This is a genomic window from Paenibacillus terrisolis (genome assembly GCF_056171975.1).
The window spans coordinates 259,374-280,629 of the sequence record NZ_JBKFGG010000008.1 but is presented as its reverse complement, the minus strand read 5'-3'; the positions used below and the strand labels follow the sequence as shown (position 1 = coordinate 280,629).

Annotated in this window: 17 protein-coding genes; 15 read left to right on the top strand and 2 right to left on the bottom strand. The window is 51.2% G+C overall.

All coding sequences use genetic code 11. The features are described from left to right. The first annotated feature begins 6 nt into the window (after nucleotides 1-6). From ACI48K_RS10485 to ACI48K_RS10415, 15 genes are all read left to right on the top strand, one after another. Nucleotides 7-2,148: a BglG family transcription antiterminator gene (locus ACI48K_RS10485; RefSeq protein WP_475027551.1), complete on the top strand. Its 2,142-nt coding sequence runs from the start codon at nucleotides 7-9 to the stop codon at nucleotides 2,146-2,148. A 15-nt stretch (nucleotides 2,149-2,163) separates the two neighbouring features. Then, the gene (locus ACI48K_RS10480; protein WP_475027550.1) at nucleotides 2,164-2,601 is read left to right on the top strand and encodes a PTS mannitol transporter subunit IIA; all 438 of its coding nucleotides are present in this window, start codon (nucleotides 2,164-2,166) and stop codon (nucleotides 2,599-2,601) included. Next, complete coding sequence (locus ACI48K_RS10475; protein WP_475027549.1) at nucleotides 2,598-3,764, top strand: mannitol-1-phosphate 5-dehydrogenase; 1,167 nt, start codon at nucleotides 2,598-2,600, stop codon at nucleotides 3,762-3,764. The genes ACI48K_RS10480 and ACI48K_RS10475 overlap by 4 nt, the downstream gene beginning before the upstream one ends. A 178-nt stretch (nucleotides 3,765-3,942) precedes the next feature. Beyond that, nucleotides 3,943-5,022, top strand: a complete 1,080-nt coding sequence (locus tag ACI48K_RS10470) for an AI-2E family transporter (protein WP_475027548.1) — start codon at nucleotides 3,943-3,945, stop codon at nucleotides 5,020-5,022. 422 nt (nucleotides 5,023-5,444) lie between these two features. Then, nucleotides 5,445-8,069 carry an alanine--tRNA ligase gene (alaS, locus tag ACI48K_RS10465; protein ID WP_475027547.1) on the top strand — a complete coding sequence of 875 codons (2,625 nt, stop codon included), beginning with the start codon at nucleotides 5,445-5,447 and terminating at the stop codon, nucleotides 8,067-8,069. Nucleotides 8,070-8,182: 113 nt separating this feature from the next. Continuing rightward, a complete protein-coding gene (locus ACI48K_RS10460; protein ID WP_475027546.1) occupies nucleotides 8,183-8,443 on the top strand; it encodes an IreB family regulatory phosphoprotein in 261 nt (86 codons plus the stop codon). Between the two features lie 16 nt (nucleotides 8,444-8,459). Then, nucleotides 8,460-8,876 (top strand): Holliday junction resolvase RuvX, encoded by a 417-nt coding sequence (gene ruvX / locus ACI48K_RS10455; protein WP_475027545.1) that lies wholly within the window; start codon nucleotides 8,460-8,462, stop codon nucleotides 8,874-8,876. Nucleotides 8,877-8,887: 11 nt separating this feature from the next. Continuing rightward, nucleotides 8,888-9,205: a DUF1292 domain-containing protein gene (locus ACI48K_RS10450; RefSeq protein ID WP_475027544.1), complete on the top strand. Its 318-nt coding sequence runs from the start codon at nucleotides 8,888-8,890 to the stop codon at nucleotides 9,203-9,205. Beyond that, nucleotides 9,198-9,500: a DUF1292 domain-containing protein gene (locus tag ACI48K_RS10445; RefSeq protein WP_475027543.1), complete on the top strand. Its 303-nt coding sequence runs from the start codon at nucleotides 9,198-9,200 to the stop codon at nucleotides 9,498-9,500. Before ACI48K_RS10450 ends, ACI48K_RS10445 begins: the two co-directional genes overlap by 8 nt. A gap of 85 nt (nucleotides 9,501-9,585) precedes the next feature. Next, a complete protein-coding gene (gene mltG / locus ACI48K_RS10440; RefSeq protein WP_475027542.1) occupies nucleotides 9,586-10,638 on the top strand; it encodes an endolytic transglycosylase MltG in 1,053 nt (350 codons plus the stop codon). 14 nt (nucleotides 10,639-10,652) lie between these two features. After that, complete coding sequence (locus ACI48K_RS10435; RefSeq protein ID WP_475027541.1) at nucleotides 10,653-11,591, top strand: peptidase U32 family protein; 939 nt, start codon at nucleotides 10,653-10,655, stop codon at nucleotides 11,589-11,591. Nucleotides 11,592-11,636: 45 nt separating this feature from the next. Further along, nucleotides 11,637-12,887, top strand: coding sequence for a peptidase U32 family protein (locus ACI48K_RS10430; protein ID WP_475027540.1), 1,251 nt, complete (start codon nucleotides 11,637-11,639; stop codon nucleotides 12,885-12,887). A 236-nt stretch (nucleotides 12,888-13,123) separates the two neighbouring features. Then, nucleotides 13,124-15,301, top strand: a complete 2,178-nt coding sequence (locus tag ACI48K_RS10425) for a methyl-accepting chemotaxis protein (protein ID WP_475027539.1) — start codon at nucleotides 13,124-13,126, stop codon at nucleotides 15,299-15,301. Between the two features lie 330 nt (nucleotides 15,302-15,631). Continuing rightward, complete coding sequence (locus tag ACI48K_RS10420; protein WP_475027538.1) at nucleotides 15,632-17,434, top strand: peptidoglycan D,D-transpeptidase FtsI family protein; 1,803 nt, start codon at nucleotides 15,632-15,634, stop codon at nucleotides 17,432-17,434. Between the two features lie 138 nt (nucleotides 17,435-17,572). Continuing rightward, nucleotides 17,573-19,021, top strand: a complete 1,449-nt coding sequence (locus ACI48K_RS10415; protein WP_475027537.1) for a polysaccharide deacetylase family protein — start codon at nucleotides 17,573-17,575, stop codon at nucleotides 19,019-19,021. Between the two features lie 83 nt (nucleotides 19,022-19,104). Here ACI48K_RS10415 and ilvD read toward each other — a convergent pair whose 3' ends face one another. Together ilvD and ACI48K_RS10405 are read right to left on the bottom strand one after the other, a co-directional pair. Next, nucleotides 19,105-20,790 (bottom strand): dihydroxy-acid dehydratase, encoded by a 1,686-nt coding sequence (ilvD, locus tag ACI48K_RS10410; RefSeq protein WP_475027536.1) that lies wholly within the window; start codon nucleotides 20,788-20,790, stop codon nucleotides 19,105-19,107. Nucleotides 20,791-20,983: 193 nt separating this feature from the next. Further along, nucleotides 20,984-21,238, bottom strand: a complete 255-nt coding sequence (locus ACI48K_RS10405) for a KGG domain-containing protein (RefSeq protein WP_475027535.1) — start codon at nucleotides 21,236-21,238, stop codon at nucleotides 20,984-20,986. Nucleotides 21,239-21,256 lie beyond the last annotated feature (18 nt).

Here is a 21,256-nt window from a genome sequence, read left to right as displayed (position 1 = left end):
TCATTAATGAGGACAATTACCGCCCGTCAGAAGCAGATCCTCAATCTCCTCCTCGGGCGGAAAAATGGTACGACTGCGGCGGAAATCGCCGCGGAAATCGGCGTCAGCGTGAGAACGGTTCACCGGGAAATGGATGAAATCGAGAAAGTGTTGGCTTATTTCGGTCTTGTGCTGCACCGGAAATCAGGGACCGGCATTTCAATTTGGAGCGAAGCCGGATCAAGCGACGAAGGCGAACGGCTGCAGGAAGCAAGGCGTTTGCTGCTGGTTGACAATCCGGTTGATTACTCTAGTGAAGAACGAACCATTCTTTTGCTTTGCGATTTGCTGGAAGAGCCGGAGCCGTTCAAGTTGTTTACGCTGGCTCATTCCTTGAAAGTTACGGTGGCGACGGTCAGCAGCGATCTTGACGAGGTGCAGCCTTGGGTGGAACGTTTTGGACTTGAGTTGGTCCGCCGCCGCGGTTACGGCGTTGAAATCGTCGGAGACGAAATCAACAAACGTAAAGCGCTCTGCCAACTCGCCGCGGAACATTTGGATTATTCCGATTTGGTTGGCAGAACCCATGACAGGCTGGATTCGGCGGCAAGTGCCCGCTTGCTCCGCGTCATTGGCGCGTCAAACCTGATGACGATTGAAAACATGCTGTGGGAAATGAACTGGGATTGGACAGAGCATTTATCCGAGAAGGATTACACGGAGCTTCTGATCACCCTTTCGGTTTCCGTTATTCGGGCGGAGAATGGCCGGTTTGTCGAGTACAACGGTACTATTGACTCTTCCTGCTCCGGAGATCATGCCAAGGAAACGCTGGAAGCGGCGCATCTCTTTGCCGAAAATCTCGGTGAAAAGCTGGGCTTGCAGTTTCCACAGGGCGAGATCGAGTATATGTGCCGCCTGTTCTATAAAACGAATGAAGTGTCTCCGGAGCTGGTTGAAGCCGATCTGGGATTGGTGGATATGGTTTACCGTCTCACCGAGAACGTCGTCAAACGAACGGGAATTCCGTTTCAAGAAGATCGCCTGCTACGGAGCGGGCTTCTGGAGCATATGAGCTCCGCTATCAAGCGGATCCGCGAAGGCTCCCGCATCCGTAATCCGCTACTTGGCGCGATCAAGAAAGATTATGACGATTTATTTGGCATCGTCAGGGAATCGATTGATGACATCCATGGAGATTTGTTCATACCCGATGAAGAAATCGGCTTTCTGGTCATGCATTTCGGTGCGTCCGTTGCCCGTCTCAACCAATTTGGCCGCAACGTCAGGGCCATTTTAGTATGTTCGAGCGGACTGAGTTCTTCGAAAATGCTGGCGAGCCGTTTGGCCAAAGAAATGCCGCAGATCGAAGTGCTCGGCAATGTTTCTTGGTACGAAGCGGCCCGATTGCCGGAAGAAGATTACGACCTGATCATTTCAACGATTGACCTGCCGCTGCCATCGGACCGTTATGTAAGATTAAGTCCTCTGCTTACGGATGAAGATAGCGAACGTCTGCTCCAGTACGTGCAGAATACGACTTTAAAATCGCGGAAGCCGGCATCCGAGGGAGAATCGATCAAGACCAAGGCCTATGACCGGATGCAATCGCTCAGCTCGGCGCTGCAGGAAATGGTCAGCTTGCTTGACGATTTCATCGTCATTCCCCTCGACAACGCGGACCTTACTTTAACGGAGACGATTCAACGTTCCTTGGAGCTCGTAAACAACCGTACCTCGGAAGAAGAAAACGTGCCGAAGCTGCATTACATGCCTGATCAAACCCGTGCGGCGGTTTCGGATGTTCAGGCCGTGACCGAACGGCTGCTGGCGCGGGAGAAAATGGCCAGCCAGGTCATTCCGGGCACATCGCTGGCTTTGTTCCATACGAGAAGCCGCTTCATTAATTATCGTACGCTGGCATTGTTCAGGCTGACGAAGCCCGTTGTCTTGGATAGGGATACCGAGGTTGGGGCCATTCTGTTCATGCTCGCGCCCAGGGAGCTGTCCCGGGAAAGTCTTGAGGTGCTTAGCGAAATCAGCGCCCTGCTGCTTAAGCCGGAGCTGGTGGAACTGCTCGAAACGGGCGAACGGATCGAAATCCGGAATTTTTTGGCAAACGAGCTGTTACAGTTTTTTGAAAACAACAAATATACGAATAATCATTAAAGGGAGAGAATACAGATGAAAGTACTGTCTAAAGATAAAATCATTCTTAATGCCAAAGCCGGCGATAAATATGAAGCGATTCGCCTTGCTGGACAGCTTCTGGTTAACGCGGGCCATGTGACGGCGGATTACGTCGGCAAAATGGTGGAACGCGAAGAGATCGTATCGACCTATATGGGCAACGGACTGGCGATTCCCCATGGCACAAAAGAGGCCAAAGGCATGATTCTTTCCACGGGATTGTCCGTCGTCCGTTTTCCGGAAGGCGTAGATTTTGGTGGCGACGAGCCGGCGTTTATCGTCATCGGCATTGCAGCGGCCGGCGGAGACCATATGGAAGTGCTGACCAATGTTGCCATGGTGTTTACCGAAGAAGAAAATCTGGAAAAAATCATGAACGCTGCGACAGAAGAAGAAGTTGCGGCCATCCTTGAAGGAGGCATGGAAGCATGAGAGCGATTCATTTCGGAGCCGGTAATATAGGAAGAGGATTTATCGGGCTCTTGCTGTCCAATTCGGGATACGAAGTCGTTTTCGTAGACGTCAACGAACGCGTTGTATCCGAATTGAAGCAGCGCAAAGAGTATCCCGTAGTCATCGCCAGCGAAAAGAAGGAAAAGATCGTCGTAACGGGCGTTACCGCCCTTAGCAGCGCGAGCGAACCGGAAGAGGTCGCTAAGGCCATCGCCGGGTCCGACCTCGTGACTACGGCCGTTGGCGTGTCGATCCTGAAGCATATTGCCGGCTCCATCGCTCAAGGTCTGAAGCTTCGCAAGGATAACGGTGAGACTTCACCGCTTCATATCATCGCATGCGAAAACGCCATCGGCGGCAGCACGCAGTTGAAGAATCACGTGTATTCGCTGCTTGACGAAGAGACCCGCGAATGGGCAGATTCCCATGTGGCGTTTCCGGATGCTGCCGTCGACCGGATCGTTCCTTTGCAGCAGCATGAAGATCTGCTGGAAGTGGTCGTTGAGCCGTTTTACGAGTGGGCCGTTGACCAATCCCAAATGTTCGAAGGCTTCCATAAGGTGGAAGGCGTTCATTACGTTGACCGTCTTGAGCCTTATATCGAACGGAAGCTGTTTACGGTAAATACCGGCCACTGCTCCGCCGCTTATATGGGATATCTGCTGGGCCATGAAACCATCCAGGAAGCGATGAACGATTCCAAAGTGGTGGCCCATGTTAAATCGGTATTGTCCGAAACCGGAGCGGTTCTGATCGCGAAGCACGGCTTTAATGAAGCGGAGCATCAGACCTATATCGATACCATTCTTCAGCGGTTTGCCAATCCGGCATTGACGGATGAGGTATCCCGTGTAGGACGTTCCCCAATCCGGAAGCTGTCCGCGGGAGACCGCCTTGTGTCTCCTGCGCTTCAAGCTTATGATCGGGGCCTGAGCTACGATTTCCTTGCGCTCACGATGGCGGCTGCATTGCTGTTTGTGTCTTCGGATGATCCCGAAGCGGTTGAACTGCAGGCTTACCTGCACGAAGCCGGCGCATCGGCGGCACTCGCCAAATACACGGGAATCGCAGCGGGTCACCCGATTCATGATGATGCGCTCAGCCATTACGAGTGGCTCAAAAATAAATCCGCACAAGAATAAATCAATTTGATCCGCATCCGCAGATCATCTGCACGAACAGGTTGCCCCATCGGCCATTCACAAGGCCCGGGGGCAACCTGTTTTTGCATTTTGACGGAAACTTGGCAAAGCGGTTAAATTCCACTTTACCGACACATACTGTTCTATAGCCTAGTCCACCGCCAAGGAGGGAATGCGCGTGGAACCAATCTATAAAACGAAATTGTTCCGCTATGGGGTATGGTTTCTTCTGGGGCTTGTCATTTTGTATTTCATTTGGCTGCTTCGGCCGATGCTCACACTCGTATACGGGTTTCTGAAGGCCATTTTCGCCCCGTTCATCATTGCACTTATCATTTCCTATGTGCTGAACCCGATCGTGCGCATGCTTGGGGGACGAAAGGTACCGCGAACGATGGCGGTTTTGCTCATATATGCCGTGTTTTTGACCAGCTTGTCCGTCATATTGATGAATGTCATTCCGATGTTTGTCGAACAGCTCGAAGAGCTTGGAGAGCATTTGCCGGAGCTGACCATGCATACACAGCGGATGATGAGCCGCTTTGACAACAGCATAATGCCCGGCAGCATCCGCTCGGGGATGAATAACTGGTTTTACCAGTTCGAGAATCGGCTGTCCACGGCAATTTCCGATTTTCTGAATAATATCGGGACGACCATCGGCCTGGTGTTCAACGCCTTTATCGTGCCGTTTCTGATATTCTATATGCTTAAGGATTTTGAACTGATCGAGCGGATGATCCTGCATTATCTGCCCCGTACACGACGGAAATCAACCGTGACCCTGTTCAAGGAAATTGATGAAGCGCTTGGGAACTATATCCGCGGTCAATTGCTCGTCTGCGTGATCATCGGCGTATTGGCTTATATCGGCTACATGGTGATCGGCATGCCGTTTGCGCTGCTGTTTGCGGGTGTCGTTGCCGTTTGCAACATCATCCCTTATCTGGGGCCTTTTCTCGGAGCCGCACCCGCACTCGTGATGGCAACGACGATATCCTGGAAAATGGTCCTGTTCGTTTTTCTGGTGAACGCTTTTTGCCAGACCATTGAAAGCAATCTGATTTCGCCCCAGGTGGTCGGAAGATCTCTTCATTTGCATCCGATGCTGATCATTTTCGCCTTGCTCGTAGGGGGTGAAATCGCCGGGATTCCGGGGCTGATTCTGGGCGTACCTTTCTTTGCGGTCATGAAGGTGATTATTCAGCATTTTTATGCCTACTACGTCCGGCGCAAAACGGTTTATCGTCCGGATTGACAGCAGGATTTCCGCCTTATATACTTAACAATGTATGTTCGAAAAGCCTGATGTTCATAACTGTAAAACGTTGACGAAATAAAGTACGTCCGTTTCGATTTCCCAGAGAAGGTGTTCCTTCGCTTCCGAGCGCGTGTTGAGCCTCGGGGAGTGTCGGCTGAGAGAACCCGAAACATGAACCGGACCGAAAGCTGATTTCGGAGTGTGAGTTCAAATTCACCGGCGGATCCCCGTTATCGGATCGACAAGGCGATCGCCGATTCCCTGCTGCCTGCGTGCAGCTGTACCGGAATGCGATAACCAGGGTGGTACCGCGATAACAATTCGTCCCTGAAGTTCAGGGGCGTTTTTTGCGTTCAGTTAAGGCATTACGGTATTTGCAAAAAAGTCCGTTCTTTAAACCATGTTTAGGGGGAGTATATATGAAATCTAGTGAAATCCGCTCCAAGTGGCTGGAGTTTTTTGCCGCCAAAGGGCACAAAATCGAACCGAGCGCTTCGCTTGTCCCGCATAACGATCCGTCGCTCTTGTGGATCAATGCCGGCATGGCGCCGCTGAAGGCTTATTTCGACGGCCGGGTAAAGCCGGAAAATCCTCGTTTGACCAATTCCCAAAAATGCATTCGCACCAATGATATCGAAAATGTCGGCAAAACGAGACGGCACCATACGTTCTTCGAAATGCTCGGCAACTTCTCCATCGGCGATTATTTCAAGGAAGAGGCGATTACGTGGGCCTGGGAATTCCTGACCGGAAAAGAGTGGATCGGCTTTGATCCGGAACGCTTGTCCGTTACGGTATACCCGGAGGATGAAGAAGCCTTCAAGTTGTGGAACGAAAAGATCGGCATTCCTGCCGAACGCATCGTGAAGCTTGAGGATAACTTCTGGGATATCGGCGAAGGCCCTTGCGGACCTTGTACGGAAATTTTCTACGACCGCGGCGAAGCCTATGGAGATTTATCCGATCCGGAATGTTATCCGGGCGGCGAAAACGAACGTTTTCTTGAAGTATGGAATCTCGTATTCTCGCAGTTCAATCACAACAAAGACGGCAGCTATACGCCGCTGCCGAATAAAAATATAGATACCGGCGCCGGTCTGGAGCGTTTTGCTTCGATCCTGCAGGACGTAAACTCCAACTTCGATACCGATCTGTTCCAACCGATCATCGGTAAAACGGCCGAACTGTCCGGCGTCAAATACGGCGTCGCCGAAGACAGCGACGTTGCGATGAAAGTCATCGCCGACCACATCCGCACGGTGACCTTTGCGGTAGCCGACGGCGTATTGCCTTCCAACGAGGGCCGGGGATATGTTATCCGCCGCTTGCTCCGCCGCGCGGTTCGTTACGGGAAAACGTTAGGTCTCGATAAACCGTTCATGTACGGCCTCGTGGAAACCGTCGGCGAGATTATGGGCAGCTATTATACCGATATCGTGACCAAACGCGAGTTTATCGAGAAGGTGATCCGTTCGGAAGAGGAACGTTTCCATGAAACGCTGACCGACGGGCTGGCAATTCTCGCCGATATCAGCGGTGAAGCCAAAGCTCAGGGGCGTACGCTGATCAGCGGCGCCGATGCTTTTAAGCTGTATGATACTTACGGATTCCCGCTCGATTTGACGGAAGATTTCGCTGCGGAGCATGGGCTCGGCGTCGACCGCGAAGGCTTCGAAGCGGCGATGCAGGAGCAGCGGGAACGCGCCCGCGCCGCACGTCACGAGAGCAGCAACATGAAGGTTCAAGGCGGCGTATTGTCCGATTTTACGACTAAAACCGAGTTCGTTGGATATACTGAGCTTGTTGTTTCTACCAAAATCGTAGCCATCGTAGTAAACGATGGGTTTGCGGAAGTGCTGAGCGCCGGACAGTCGGGGCAGATCATTCTGGAGTCAACGCCGTTTTATGCGGAAAGCGGCGGCCAAGTAAGCGACCGCGGCGTTATCCGCGGTGAAGCCGGCCTTGCTTCCGTGGAAGGTTTGTTCAAAGCTCCGCATGGTCAGCATGTTCATCTCATCACGGTGGATTCCGGCGAACTTCGCGTAGGCGGAAGCGTTCAAGCCGAGGTGAGCCGCGAGCTGCGCAGCCATATCGTAAAAAACCATACGGCGACTCATTTGCTTCACAAAGCGCTTAAGGAAACGCTTGGCGAACATGTCAATCAGGCGGGTTCCTTGGTGGAACCGCAGCGCCTCCGGTTCGACTTCTCCCATTTGGGCAGCATTTCTCCGGAGGAACTGACGGAAATCGAACGCCGGGTAAACGAACAGATTTGGAAAGCCCTGCCGGTCAGCATCGAATTGAAACCGATCGATGAAGCCAGAGCGCTGGGAGCCATGGCGCTGTTCGGCGAGAAATACGGCGATATCGTACGCGTCGTCAAAGTCGGCGACTACAGCCTGGAGCTGTGCGGCGGCTGCCACGTGAACAATACGGCGGAAATCGGTCTCTTCAAGCTGGTGAGCGAAAGCGGCATCGGCTCCGGGGTACGCCGGATCGAGGCCGTCACCGGACAAGGCGCGTATTTGTATATGGATGAGCAATTGGATCTGCTCAAGCAATCCGCATCCATGCTTAAGTCAAATGTGGCCGATGTACCGAAACGAATTGAGGTTCTGTATCAGCAGCTTAAAGAATTGGGCCGCGAGAACGAATCGCTGCAAAGCAAGCTCAGCTTCATTGAAGCCGGTGAATTGACCAGCCAGGTTGTTACGGTTGGCGAAACCAAGCTTCTGGCCGCCCGCGTTCAGGCAGGCAGCATGGACGCGCTGCGCAGCTTGGCCGACGAGCTTAAGGTAAAATTGCCGGATGCCGTTCTGGTACTGGGGGCCCAAATGGAGGACAAGGTAAACTTTGTCGTTGCCGTTCCTCAGGATGAGATCAAACGGGGCCTGCACGCGGGGAAACTCGTCAAGGAAGTAGCGGCGGTTTGCGGCGGGGGCGGAGGCGGACGTCCGGACATGGCGCAAGCCGGCGGCAAGGACGCTTCCAAGCTGGATGAAGCGCTGAAGCTTGCCGAGAAGTGGATCGCTTCGCAAGCCTGACTCCCGTTACAAAATTTCCTTATGGAACCCATGATATGATATAGTATGATTAAGGCTCGGAGGAAATCGGCTGCGATCATAAAGACGTATGTCTGAAGAAGTGAGGTGTCATCATGGACTCCATGGACAAAACAGTCAAGTTTAACGTAAAAGGCGACGAACAGGAAGCATCGGCACAGGAAATCCTTCTCTCGGTATACGAAGCGCTCCAGGAGAAGGAATATAATCCTATTAACCAGATTGTCGGCTACTTGCTGTCGGGCGATCCGGCATATATACCGCGCCACAACAACGCGAGAAGTTTGGTGCGCAAGAAAGAGCGCGATGAACTCATCGAAGAACTGGTACGATTTTATATGGCCGGTCATCGTTAAGAATTAGGAGAAATTCATGAAAATTATGGGTCTGGACTACGGGGACCGGAGAATCGGGGTGGCCGTCAGCGACGCTTTCGGCTGGACCGCCCAAGGCCTTGAGGTCATCGAACGGCGCCGGGAAGGCGACGAATATGACCGCATCGCGGAGTTGGCGAAACAGCATGAGGTGGAAGAAATCGTTGTAGGCCTCCCGAAAAACATGAACGGCTCTATCGGCCCCCGTGGAGAAATATGCATGGCTTTTGCGGATAACCTGCGGGTGAAGCTTAACTTACCCGTGCAGCTATGGGATGAACGGCTCACCACCGTTTCGGCGCAGCGGACGCTGCTGGAGGCGGATGTCAGCAGGAAAAAACGCAAAGGGGTCGTTGATAAAATGGCCGCCAGCTTGATTTTGCAAAATTATTTGGACTCTAAGAGTAAAAAGTGAGGGTGATCGACATGTCTAAAGATCGTATCGGCAATGAGGAAGAACCGGAAATTATTTATATCCCCGATGAAGAGGGCAACGAAGAAGAATTCGAAGTGATCATGAAATTCGAGGTAGACGGTTCGGACGCCAAGTACATGATGGTCGTTCCAATTGATTCCGGCGATAATGGGGATGAAGAAAGCGAAGAAGTATACGCATTCCGTTACGAGGAAGACGGCGACGATTTGAAGCTGTATACGATCGAAAGCGATGAAGAATGGGAAATCGTGGAGGAGACATTCAACACCCTGGTCGACGAGTTCGATGGAGAAGATGAGAATGACTGATTTTTCGGCGGAAAAGGTGGTCTTTACGTCGCGCGTGCGCGATGCTTTCGGCCCTGTTGTGGAGCTGTCGGATGAGGAAGGCCACGCGTCTTATTACGCGGTGGAGCAAGAGTTTGACGTGGATGGATCGTCGTACGCCGTTCTGCGTTCCGAAGAAGACTCCGAATCGGAAGAACCGGAGATTTTCAAAATTCTAACCGGTTCCGAAGGCGATTTGGAACTCGTTACCATCGATGACGATGAGGAATGGGAGAACGTGACGGAGTTATATGACGAATTGACTTTCCCTGAATAATGGGAATTTGACTCGCACAAGCAATATAGATGGTCTCAAGAAGGGCGGGACAACCGCTCTTTTTGGCTGTAAAGGGGTTGAGCTGTTGAAGAGGGCGTTGATATGGCTGGTTGTATTGATCTTGATAGTAGTTGTGGCGGTTGGAGCCGCGGGAATCTATGCTTACACAGGCATGCAGCCGGTGAAAGCTTCGGACCAAGCGGTTAAAGTCACGATTGAACCGGGGACCGGAACATCAGGCATCGCGGATTTGCTTCAGAAGCAGGGACTCATCAAAAACTCGTTTTTATTCGTTTCGTATCTGAAATGGAAGTCCGAAGGCAGCCGGTTTCAAGCCGGAACTTACGAATTTAAACCCGGGGCGACTTATGAGGAGATTATCGACAAGCTGAACGGCGGCGACGTGGTTAAGGCCGAGATGATCCGCTTTACGATTCCGGAAGGTTATACGGTCAAACAAATGGCCGACAAGCTGGCCGAGGAAGGTTTCGTGGATAAGCAGGCTTTTCTCAAGCTATGCGGTGACCCGGCGGGAATCGAAAGCCCGCTGCTTGCGAATATTCCGGCAAATCCGAAACTTACTTACCGGCTTGAGGGGTATCTGTTTCCCGAAACCTACGAACTGAAGAAAGGCAGCGGAGCGCCCGAGATTGTGGCACGCATGCTGGAAGAGACCGACAAACGTCTTAAGGAGATCCCGGATTTCGACCAAAAGTTGAAGCACAGCGGGCTTAGCTTGAACGAGTTGATGACGGTGGCAGCGCTTGTGGAACGCGAGGTTGTCGTTGATTCGGAACGTAATGTCGTTGCCGGTATTATCTTCAACCGGTTGAAGGAGCACATGAAGCTGGAAATTGACGCAACGGTTCAATATGTGCTGGATAAGCCGAAGGAACGGCTGATGAATTCGGATTTGAGAAGCGTCGATAGTCCATACAATACGTATCTGTATGAAGGGCTTCCGCCCGGACCGATCGCTTCGCCCAGTCTGAAATCGATTGAAGCCGCGCTGAATCCGAAGGCTTCGGAGTATCTGTTCTATGTTACCAAAAAAGACGGAAGCGGCGAGCATCTGTTTGCAAAAACCTATAAAGAGCATTTAAAAAACATCGAAACAAGCAAAGCGATGGCACAGTAAAGAGGTGTAAAGCAATGACGATTCAAAAACCTGAGCTTCTGGTTCCCGCCGGTTCGTTGTCCGAGTTGGAGCGTTACTTGAAGGCGGGGGCTACGGCGGCATTGATTGGGGAAGCCACATACGGTATGCGGCTTCCCGGTGATTTTACGGTCGATGAAATTGCCGACGCGGTAAAAATTGCCCATAGCCAGGGCGCTAATATTTATGTTAGCCTTAACATCTTGATGAGCAATGAATTGCTGGAGGGGCTTGCGGACTACGTAAGAAGCCTCGCCGCTTGCGGCGTGGACGGTGTTCAGTTCGGCGATCCGGCAGTGCTGAGAGCGGTCAAAGAGACCGCTCCGCAGCTCAAGCTGCATTGGAACGCGGAGATGACTTCCACCAATTACGCCACGGCCAATTTCTGGGGAAGCAAAGGAGCGTCAAGGGTTGTTTTGGCCCGCGAGCTGAATATGGATGAGCTTATCGGCATGCATCCTGCACTCCAAATCGAGTCGGAAGTACAGGTGCATGGCATGACGAACATTTATCATTCCAAACGCCATCTTGTCCAGAGCTACATGACCCATCAAGGCCGCTCCATCGTGGAGGAAACTCAGCTTGGGCTCGGACGGGGATTATTCCTGGTTGAAGCCGAGCGTCCGAACGAGAAATTTCCGATTTATGAAGACCAAAACGGCACACATATCATGAGTTCGGACGATATTTGCATTCTGGAAGATTTGCATCTGTTGCTCGCAGCCGGGGTAAGCAGCCTCAAAATTGAAACGCTGCTGAAACCGGCAAGCTATAACGAAATTGTGATTGCTTCTTACCGGAAAGCGATTGATGCGTATTTCAACGATCCCGAAAGCTATGAGTTCAACGAGTCGTGGATGGAGGATATCCGGGAGATTCAGGATCCGGATCGTGAATTGTCCTTCGGCTTTTTCTATAAGGAACAGGTGTTTTAAAATAAGGATGGTTTGTTAATCCCAAAAATAAAGAGGTGAACGAAGATGCAATCTGCAACGAAGCATGCACCGAAGTATACGGGGATACGCCATCGTCTGGCGAAACCCGAGCTGTTGGCACCGGCCGGGAACCTCGAAAAGCTGAAGTTCGCCATCCATTACGGAGCGGATGCCGTTTATATCGGAGGACAGAAATACGGCCTTCGTTCCAATGCGGATAATTTCAGTTTTGAAGAAATGCGGGAAGGCGTGGAATTTGCCAAAAAATACGGCGCAAAAGTATTCGTCGCCACCAATATATACGCTCATAACGAGGACCTTGAAGGGATCGAGGAGTATTTGCGGAATCTTGCCGCTGTTGGAATTTCCGCGATCATTGTCGCGGATCCCGTTATTGTCGAAACCGCTCATCGCGTGGCTCCGGAACTTGAGGTCCACCTCAGCACTCAGCAGTCGACGATTAACTGGCAGGCGGTTAAATTCTGGAAGGAAGAAGGCCTGCCGCGCGTCGTGCTTGGCCGCGAGACAAGCCTGGAAGAAATTCAGGAAATCAAAAGCCATGTCGATGTCGAAATCGAAGCGTTTATTCACGGGGCGATGTGTTCCTCTTTTTCGGGGCGCTGCGTATTATCGAATCATTTTACGGACCGGGATTCCAATCGCGGGGGCTGCTGCCAGTCTTGCCGCTGGAAATACGATTTATTTGCCGATGAGCCTTTATTCACGGAAGGCGACGACGCGTTTACGATGGGGGCCAAGGATTTGTGCATGATCGGGAATATCCCCGATCTAATCGACGTTGGCGTGGACAGCTTCAAAATCGAAGGACGAATGAAGTCGATCCACTACGTGGCGACCGTCGTCAATGTCTATCGTAAGGCTATCGATGCTTACATGGCCGATCCGGAGCATTATGAGTTGAAGCCGGAGTGGGTGGATGAGATCAACAAAGCGGCGAACCGACCGCTAAATACCGGCTTTTTCTACGATACTCCGGATCACGAGGATCATATTTACGCACCTGAGGAAAAAGCGGCACCGTATGATTTCGCCGGACTTGTGATGGATTACGATGAAGCCACGGGCATGGCGCTGATTCAACAGCGCAATCACTTCAAGCCGGGGCAGGAAGTCGAGTTTTTCGGCCCAAACAATACCTTCTTTAAACAAATCGTTGGCAACATCTACGATGAGGAGGGTAACGAGCTCGACGCGGCAAGACATCCGCTGCAAAAAATCAAAATGAAAGTGGATCAGCCGGTGTCTTACTTCGATATGATGCGAAAAAGAAAATAAGCGGGAACGCAATATGTAAAAGGGCCTTTCTTTCGTCTAGGACGAAAGGCCCTTTTTTGATTTTATTCGCGAATTTTATCAAATCAAGTTAACAAAAGTCCGATATTTAAAGAGGAGAACCTCATTAATTGTCGAATGATTTACTTACGGAAGGCGTCAAGAAATTGAAACTTGTTTTAGGAAGTTTGCCCTATAACCAAGAGGGCGTTCAATATTAAGAGTGGTGGGTGATCAACATGGGCCTGGTTCCAAAGAAAGAGAAAGGACAAGAAACTGACAGCAAGAAAAAACAAAAGAAGAAAGGGGATTCGCAAGAAACACAGCCTAAGAGAAACAAAGTGAATTCAGAGGGACTGAAAAAGAAAGCGCTATCTCTAACGGCAAAGTTGCCTAAACAAATCAATCCGTCCAAATCGGTTGGTGTGCGGCTGTTTCTTATCTTTTTCGTTGCGACCATGATCTTTGTATTGGCGCTGGGAATTTTGTCTTACGAAGCGGCCAGAAACACGATTCAAAAAAATGCCGAAAAATCGAATTTGCAGACGATTGTTCAGACTTCTCAAAAGCTCGATATCGTTTTACAAAAGTATGAAGAAAATCTGCAGCAAATGTTCCTTGATGATGAAATGCAAAACGCCATCATGGATGCTTCTCTTTCCAATATTTCGGATTACGACCGGTTCACGGCTTCCAACAAAATGAGAAACCGGTTGAATACACTGACCTTCTCGACGAAAGGCGTATCCGCGGTATACATGCTGTCGGCCGATAAAATCGTTGAAGATGTAAGCTCGGGCAGCACCAATACGGCATTCTTGGATGAAGTGCGAGATGAAGCCTGGTTCCAGGATTTGTCGAAAGAAACGAAAACGCTCTGGATGAATGTGCCTGCAGACAAAAATGCGGGCGCGGCCGTATTCCGGTTGGCCAGATCGGTACAAAGCGTTAACAGCATGAAACGTTTCATCTTGGTCGCCGACATTAATCTTGAAATTTTGAACGATTATTTGAAAGAAGTTAAGCTGGGAGACAAATCGAAGCTGCAAATCATCAATCCGGACAATATCGTTGTCGCCTCTTCCGTTGCCGAAGACGAAGGCAAAAAGTCGGAATTTACTCTGGCCAAAGATGAAGCTTCCGGAAGTGTACGGACAAAGGACGCCGGCGGCAATAGTGTACTAGCCGTATTCAACACGCAGGAAACTTCAGGCTGGAAGCTGGCGGGGTCGGTTGGAATCGCCGAATTGACCAAAGACGCGAACGGCATCCTGATCCTGACCTTCGTTTCCCTTCTGGTTGTAGCCATTATCGCCATTCTGATCGGAATTTGGATGGTCCGCATGATCGCTCACCCGCTGGCTAAGCTGAGAAACCTGATGGAGGAAGGCTCCAAGGGGAATTTGAATGTCCGTCTGCAATTGAAAACGCAGGATGAAATCGGACAGCTGACGCAAAGCTTCAATATTATGATGGAGAATATTACGCAGCTCGTCAGACAGACCAACGATTCGGCGCAGGATGTGCTGGATACGGCAACCGAACTAACGCAGGCATCCAATAAAACGGCGTTGTCGGCGAAGGAAATTGCGGTAGCGACGGAGGAAATCGCCAACGGAGCTACGAGCCTAGCCAACGAGGCCGAACGCGGCAATGAATTGACGGAGAATATTTCCGTTCAAATGCAGCATGTCATTCAAACGAACAAAGAGATGGAAGCTTCAGCTCATCAGGTAGAAAAGTCCAGCCAACAAGGTACCGAGTATTTGAACAATCTCCTGCAGAAAACGAATATCACTGGGGAAATGGTCAATGCGTTGACTGAAAAAGTCGATTCCTTGAAGGCGAGTACTTCTTCCGTTATGAAAGTGCTTGAAGTGATGCAGAACATTACGCAGCAAACGAATATTTTGTCCCTGAACGCTACGATCGAAGCGGCCCGGGCAGGCGCCGCGGGAAGAGGCTTCATGGTGGTCGCCGACGAAATTCGTCAACTTGCGGATCAATCCCGTCAATCGATTACGATGGTTGGACAAATTACGGACAAGATCCAGCAGGAAATGAACGAAACCGTCAAAGCTTTGTCCGATGCGGCTCCGCTGTTCCAAGAGCAAATCAGCTCGGTCAAAGAAACAAGCCAAATCTTCGTTTCGGTGCAAGAGCAAATGGACGGATTCGTCCGGCATTTGGATTCGGTGACGTCTTCCATCGACGAATTGAATCAATCCCAATTCGTTCTGTCCGAAGCAATGAGCAATGTCAGCGCCGTTGCCCAGCAATCCTCGGCAACTTCGGAAGAAGTGGCTTCGCTCAGCAGCGAACAACAAACGGTCGGAGATCAATTGGTGCAACTCTCGAACAAGCTGGAAAATGTCTCGACCGGCCTGAAAGAATCGTTGTCCAAATTCACGGTGTAAATTATAAATCGATTTCAAAAAGCCCCCTGATCCAAACGGATCCGGGGGCTTTTTTTGCTTGCTGCCAATTTACGTTTATTTTTTATATAAATTGAACCTAAGAAAGTAGCTGGGCAAGAGTGTGAAATGTTCTGGCAGAAGCTAAAAGCTTTTTGAAAAAAAGCTGCATCGGAAGCATAGGCTTCGTTCGCCTTTGTGACCGGATTTCTACTCCATTTGAATTGGATCAATCCAAGAAATCCGGGGACAGCGATCGAAAGAACATTTTACACGGCTGGTGTGAAGGAGCTTTTCCCAGGAAATAATGGGAAGAGAAATGGAGGGCTCAATATGCCATTATTGCGGAAAAAACGCATATTTTACATCATGCTGGGGTTTGCGACGGTATTCGCCTTTTTTGCCGTACGAATCGCCTGGATACAATCGGCCTCTGCGCTGCATCCTGTCACCGTCGGCGGGAAAACAATCAATGAGCTTGCGGTCAGGCAGCGGGAGGAAGGCATCGAACTTGATCCGGGAAGAGGTCATTTTGTGGACCGGAATGGGCATCCTTTGACCGGGAATATGGCTTGGTCGCCGATTCTCTTTCCGGTTAAAAAACTCCCTGATTCTAAAACGCTTGCCCAAATGGCGAAGCTTCTGAAAACGACTCCCGAAAAGCTGCGACAGACCTGGAAAAGGTTGGATAATGCTTATGTCTGGCCGGACAGCAAAGGCAAGGAACCGCTTAAACTCACGGAGGCGGAGGCAGGGCGTTTGGCCTCCGTCGAAGGGTTTGAAATTCTTCCCTACGTCTCTCGCTACCATGCAGGGGAAAACGGGATGCAGTGGTTGGGTTATGTAGCCCAACGCCCGGATGTGATTCGAAATATTCAGCATGTTAACCATCAGCATCCGGACCTTCCGATTACTCTTCAGGTGGGTGCCTCCGGTTTGGAACGGACATTTGACCATTTTCTGCGCGGTAATGGCGGAATCAGGGCCTATTATGCGGTGGATGGGCAGAAACGCCCTCTGCCCGGAATCGGAACGAGGGTAAAAGCGGAAAATAGCCGCTATTACCCCTTGCAAGTCAGAACGACAATCGACATGCAAATTCAGCAGGACATTGAGAAGCTCGCTATGGAAATGAAGATTGAAGAGGGGGCTATCGTTGTATTGGATGCGGCATCAGGGAATGTAGTTTCCATGGTTTCTCTCCCGTTCTACGATCCGCGACATATCGATTTGGATGGCGGAAACTGGAGCAATCGGGCTGTAAAAGCAGCGGTTCCGGGATCGATCTTCAAAACGGTAATTGCCGCCGCCGCGTTGGACAATAAAGTTTCTTATCCGGGCGAGCATTTTTATTGCTCCGGCGAATATGGTAAATATGGGCTCTCTTGCTGGAAAGAAGGAGGGCATGGAGATATTACGCTGGAACAAGGATTCGCGAATTCATGCAACGTTGTTTTTGCCACGCTAGGCGAACGTTTGTCGGCTTCTAGCATAGCGGAAACGGCGTCCAAATTGGGACTTGGGCGGCAAGTCGGCTGGGAGAATGAAAACTTTCTCGGAGTGGAAGCCTTGGGCCAAATCGATCAGGAGGAGGCCGGAGCCATTTTCAAGGATTCGGTTCAAGCGGATGGAGGCGTTCGCGCTCAGACCGCAATCGGACAGCGAAACGTGCTGGTATCCCCGCTGCAAGCGGCCAATCTCGTCGTAACCCTTTTGCATGGCGGGGAAGTCTTGTCGCCTCGATTGGTCAGCGAGATTGATTACAAGGACGGTTCCCTTTTGGCCAAGCTTCCGGTTCAAACTTCTCCTTCTCCTTTAGGGCAAATCTCGGGTAGAACCGCGGGAAGGCTGCTGTCGTGGATGCGGGAGGTGGTTACGGACGGAACTGGCCGCGAACTCGATCGGGCAGTCTGGGATCTGGCGGGCAAGTCAGGGACCGCTCAGGTCAAGAAAAACGGAAAGCCGATGAATCACCAATGGTTCATTGGCTACGGCCCGATACAATCGCCGAAATATGCCGTAGCGGTGCTCGCGGAGAATCGTCCGGCCGGTTCTTCGAATCAAGCCACACAGATGTTTCGGCGGACGATGGACATGCTTGCTGCCTATGAATCGGCGTCTCTGCAGCGATTGTGACATAATTTCGAGCGCGAATGTTCCGTGCACTTTTCCAAAAAAAAGCGCCTAACCACGGGTGTATATGATAAAATAGTGTAGATGCTATGCTGTAGAGCGTGCCAAAGTCATTGAATCATAGAAAAGTGGGGAAAGCGCATGGAGACTTTGCTGCTGTGGTTATTTTATATATCGACCCTTTATGCCTTCATTCCCGGTTTGATCACCCGTATATTCGGTTTTCACGTTTTTAAGCACGGAGCTAGGGAAGGAAGTTTCTCCCTTACCTTCGACGACGGCCCGGATCCTACATATACCCCGCTTCTGCTGGATTTGCTGAAGCGGTTCGGAGCCAAGGCCACATTTTTCGTTGTGGGCTCCAATGCCGAAAAATACCCCGAATTGATCAAACGGATGCATGATGAAGGACATTTGATCGGTATTCATAATTACGTGCACAAGACCAATTGGCTCATGGGGCCTGATGCCGTGAAGAAACAAATTCAGAAGACGAACAAAATCGTCCATGACATCACGGGAACCAATACGCATTATTACCGTCCGCCTTGGGGAATTGTGAATTTATTCGATTTCGCGAAGCGCGGAGAAACGAAAATTGTGCTTTGGTCCGCGATGTTCGGAGATTGGCGCCAGAAGGTCGGAGCCGACCGGTTAACGCAGCGAATGATGAAGAAGCTGCGGGGCGGAGAAATCTTTTTGCTTCATGATTGCGGAACGACGCTTGGCGCAAACGCCGGAGCGCCGGGAGAAATGCTGATCGCTTTGGAAAGGGTTTTGAATGAAGCGCAAAGCCGCGGACTTAAAAGCATTCGTATCGATGAACTGATGGAACAAACCGAAGCGCTTAAACAAAAAAAGGCTAGAAAAACCGGGGAAGCCGCATCCGCTCCATCCGAGTCGAGATCAAAACGTCCGCCTGCGATATCAAGAACCAAGCGGATTATCGTTGCCTTGTGGTTGCTTTGGGAGAAATTATTCCATCTGATATTTCGGCTCAAGACAACGAACGAAGAGGATCCGATATTCCATTTTCGGGTCACCTCTTATCATGGCGATACGCTGATGCTGGTCGGCGGAGCTTCATTGACAAACGGAGACCGGGTAATTGAGCTTCATTTCGATAATAAGAAGCTGTTCCAGATCGGCTCACGGTCCAGAACCTCGGTTCAGGTGGCCATTCAAATGATCCGAGGGGTTGAGAAGACGCTGCCCGAGCTGGCTCAGTACGTGGTCAGCCATCCGGAGCTGCATGATGTTAAAGCGCTTTACGGCGTCAGCATGATCAACCGCGGACCGGAGCAATTCGGGTTTACGGTCGCGGATTTGCCTAAGGGATTGTTCGCAAGTTCGACGAAAATTTATTTGAAGCTATTGATGAGTGTCATTCATCCGGCAGGAACCTCAAGATTGAAGCAGCCTTCGGCGCAACCGAGCGCCATGGTGCCCAAGCTGATCGTGATGCCGATCGATCATCTCGTCGGCCAGTATTCGAAAGTCGGCTCCCACCACAAGCTGATTGCAGAAAAGCAGCCCGAGCCGGAGCAGGAAGAAGAAGCGGTGTTGACCCCTTCGCTTCCTTATCATTAATCTCGCATAGCATACGAAAAGCCGGTTCCCGGAAGTAGCGCTTACTTCTCGGGAACCGGCTTTTTGATCTTTGGCTTGCCGGATTAGATTTTCAAAACGCCGCCGGAGCTGGCGTTGGTCACCAGTTTGGAATAGCGGGCGAGGTAGCCGGTCTTCACCTTCGGCTCAAACCCTTTCCAGTTGGCGCGCCGGCTGTCCAGCTCTTTTTCGTCGACCAGCAGCTCGATTTTGCGGTTATTCAAATCAAGTTCGATGATATCGCCGTCCTGAACGAACGCGATCGGACCGCCTTCAGCGGCTTCCGGTGAGATATGGCCGATGCTGATGCCGCGGGAAGCGCCGGAGAAACGTCCGTCGGTAATCAGGCCGACTTTGGCGCCAAGGCCCATTCCGACGATTTGGGAAGTCGGCGCGAGCATTTCAGGCATGCCGGGTCCGCCTTTTGGCCCTTCATAGCGGATGACGACAACGCAGCCTTCTTTGACTTTGCCGCCGGCGATGCCTTCGAGCGCTTCTTCCTGGGAATCGAAGCAAACCGCCGGACCTTTATGATAGCCGCCGACGGAAGGGTCAACCGCGCCGACCTTGATGACGGAGCCTTCGGGGGCCAGGTTGCCGTACAAAATCGCCAGGCCGCCTTTTTCGGAATAAGGAGCGTCGATCGGATGAATGACGGAAGTATCCAGAATTTCGCAACCTGCGACGTTTTCGGCAATTGTTTTGCCCGAGACGGTCAATTGATCTCCGTAAATGGCGCCCGGTTTTTTGAGCAATTCGTGGAGCACGGCGCTGACGCCTCCTGCCCGGTGAACATCCTCGATGAAAATATCGGTAGCAGGCGCTAATTTTGCGATATGAGGCACCCGATTAGCCACTTCGTTGATGCGTTCCAGCGGATAATCGATACCGGCTTCTTGAGCCAGAGCCAACGTATGAAGCACGGTATTGGTGGAACCGCCCATCGCCATGTCCAGCGCAAACGCGTTATCGATTGATTCTTTGGTAACGATGTCGCGAGGCTTCAGGTCAAGCTTGATCAGCTCCATGAGCTGTTTGGCCGACTTTCTGACGAATTCGCGGCGTTCTTCGGCTACGGCAAGGATTGTGCCGTTGCCCGGCAATGCAAGCCCAAGCGCTTCGGCGAGGCAGTTCATCGAGTTGGCCGTAAACATGCCGGAACAGGAACCGCAAGTCGGACAGCCGTATTGCTCGAGCTCCATGAGGTCGTCGTCACTGATTTGACCGGCTTGATGAGCGCCCACGCCTTCAAATACGGAGGTTAGCGACAATTTGCGGCCTTTGCTGTCTACGCCGGCTTTCATCGGGCCGCCGCTGACGAAGACGGTCGGGATGTTGACGCGAAGCGCGCCCATCATCATGCCCGGTGTAATTTTGTCGCAGTTCGGAATGCAGACCATGCCGTCGAACCAGTGCGCGGAAACGACGGTTTCCAGCGAATCGGCGATGATTTCGCGGCTCGGCAGCGAATAACGCATCCCGATATGGCCCATTGCAATCCCGTCGTCGACCCCGATCGTATTGAACTCAAACGGCACGCCTCCGGCTTCGCGGATCGCTTCCTTGACGATTTTGCCGAATTCCTGCAGATGAACATGCCCCGGAACGATATCGATGTAGGAGTTGCATACCGCAATAAACGGTTTGCCGAAATCCTCTTCCTTTACCCCGGCGGCTCGCAGCAAACTGCGGTGAGGCGCACGGTCAAAGCCTTTTTTGATCATATCGGAACGCATTTTTTTGGCTGTCATGAGACCTTCCCCCATATCAAGTTATATAGTTAAATTGAAGCTTTACACCGCTAAAGGTTTCTTTAAAGTCTATCATATGTAGTTATGTTTTTCTAGCAAACGAAAAAAGAAATCCCCGGCGCAGCCGAAGATTTCTCCATATAAAGGAATGAGTCACGATGTGATAGTTACTAAAGCGGTTCATTCCATATTCTTATGCTTTGCCCCGCGATTCTCCGCCTTTGCGGCCGATCCGCTGGTAGAATTCTTTGTCCTGCTTCAAGGCTGTCGCCTCTCCGCCTTTTTGGCCGATTTCCTGATAGAAATCTCGCTTGTGGTTTTTGGAAGTCGCCACTCCGCCTCTCTGGCCGATTTCTTGATAAAATTCCTTGCCATGGTTTTTGGAGGTGGCTTGTCCACCTAAACGTCCGGCTTCTTCGCGGCTCATTTTGCCGTTGCCCCGGGCCATGCAGATCCCTCCTTCAAA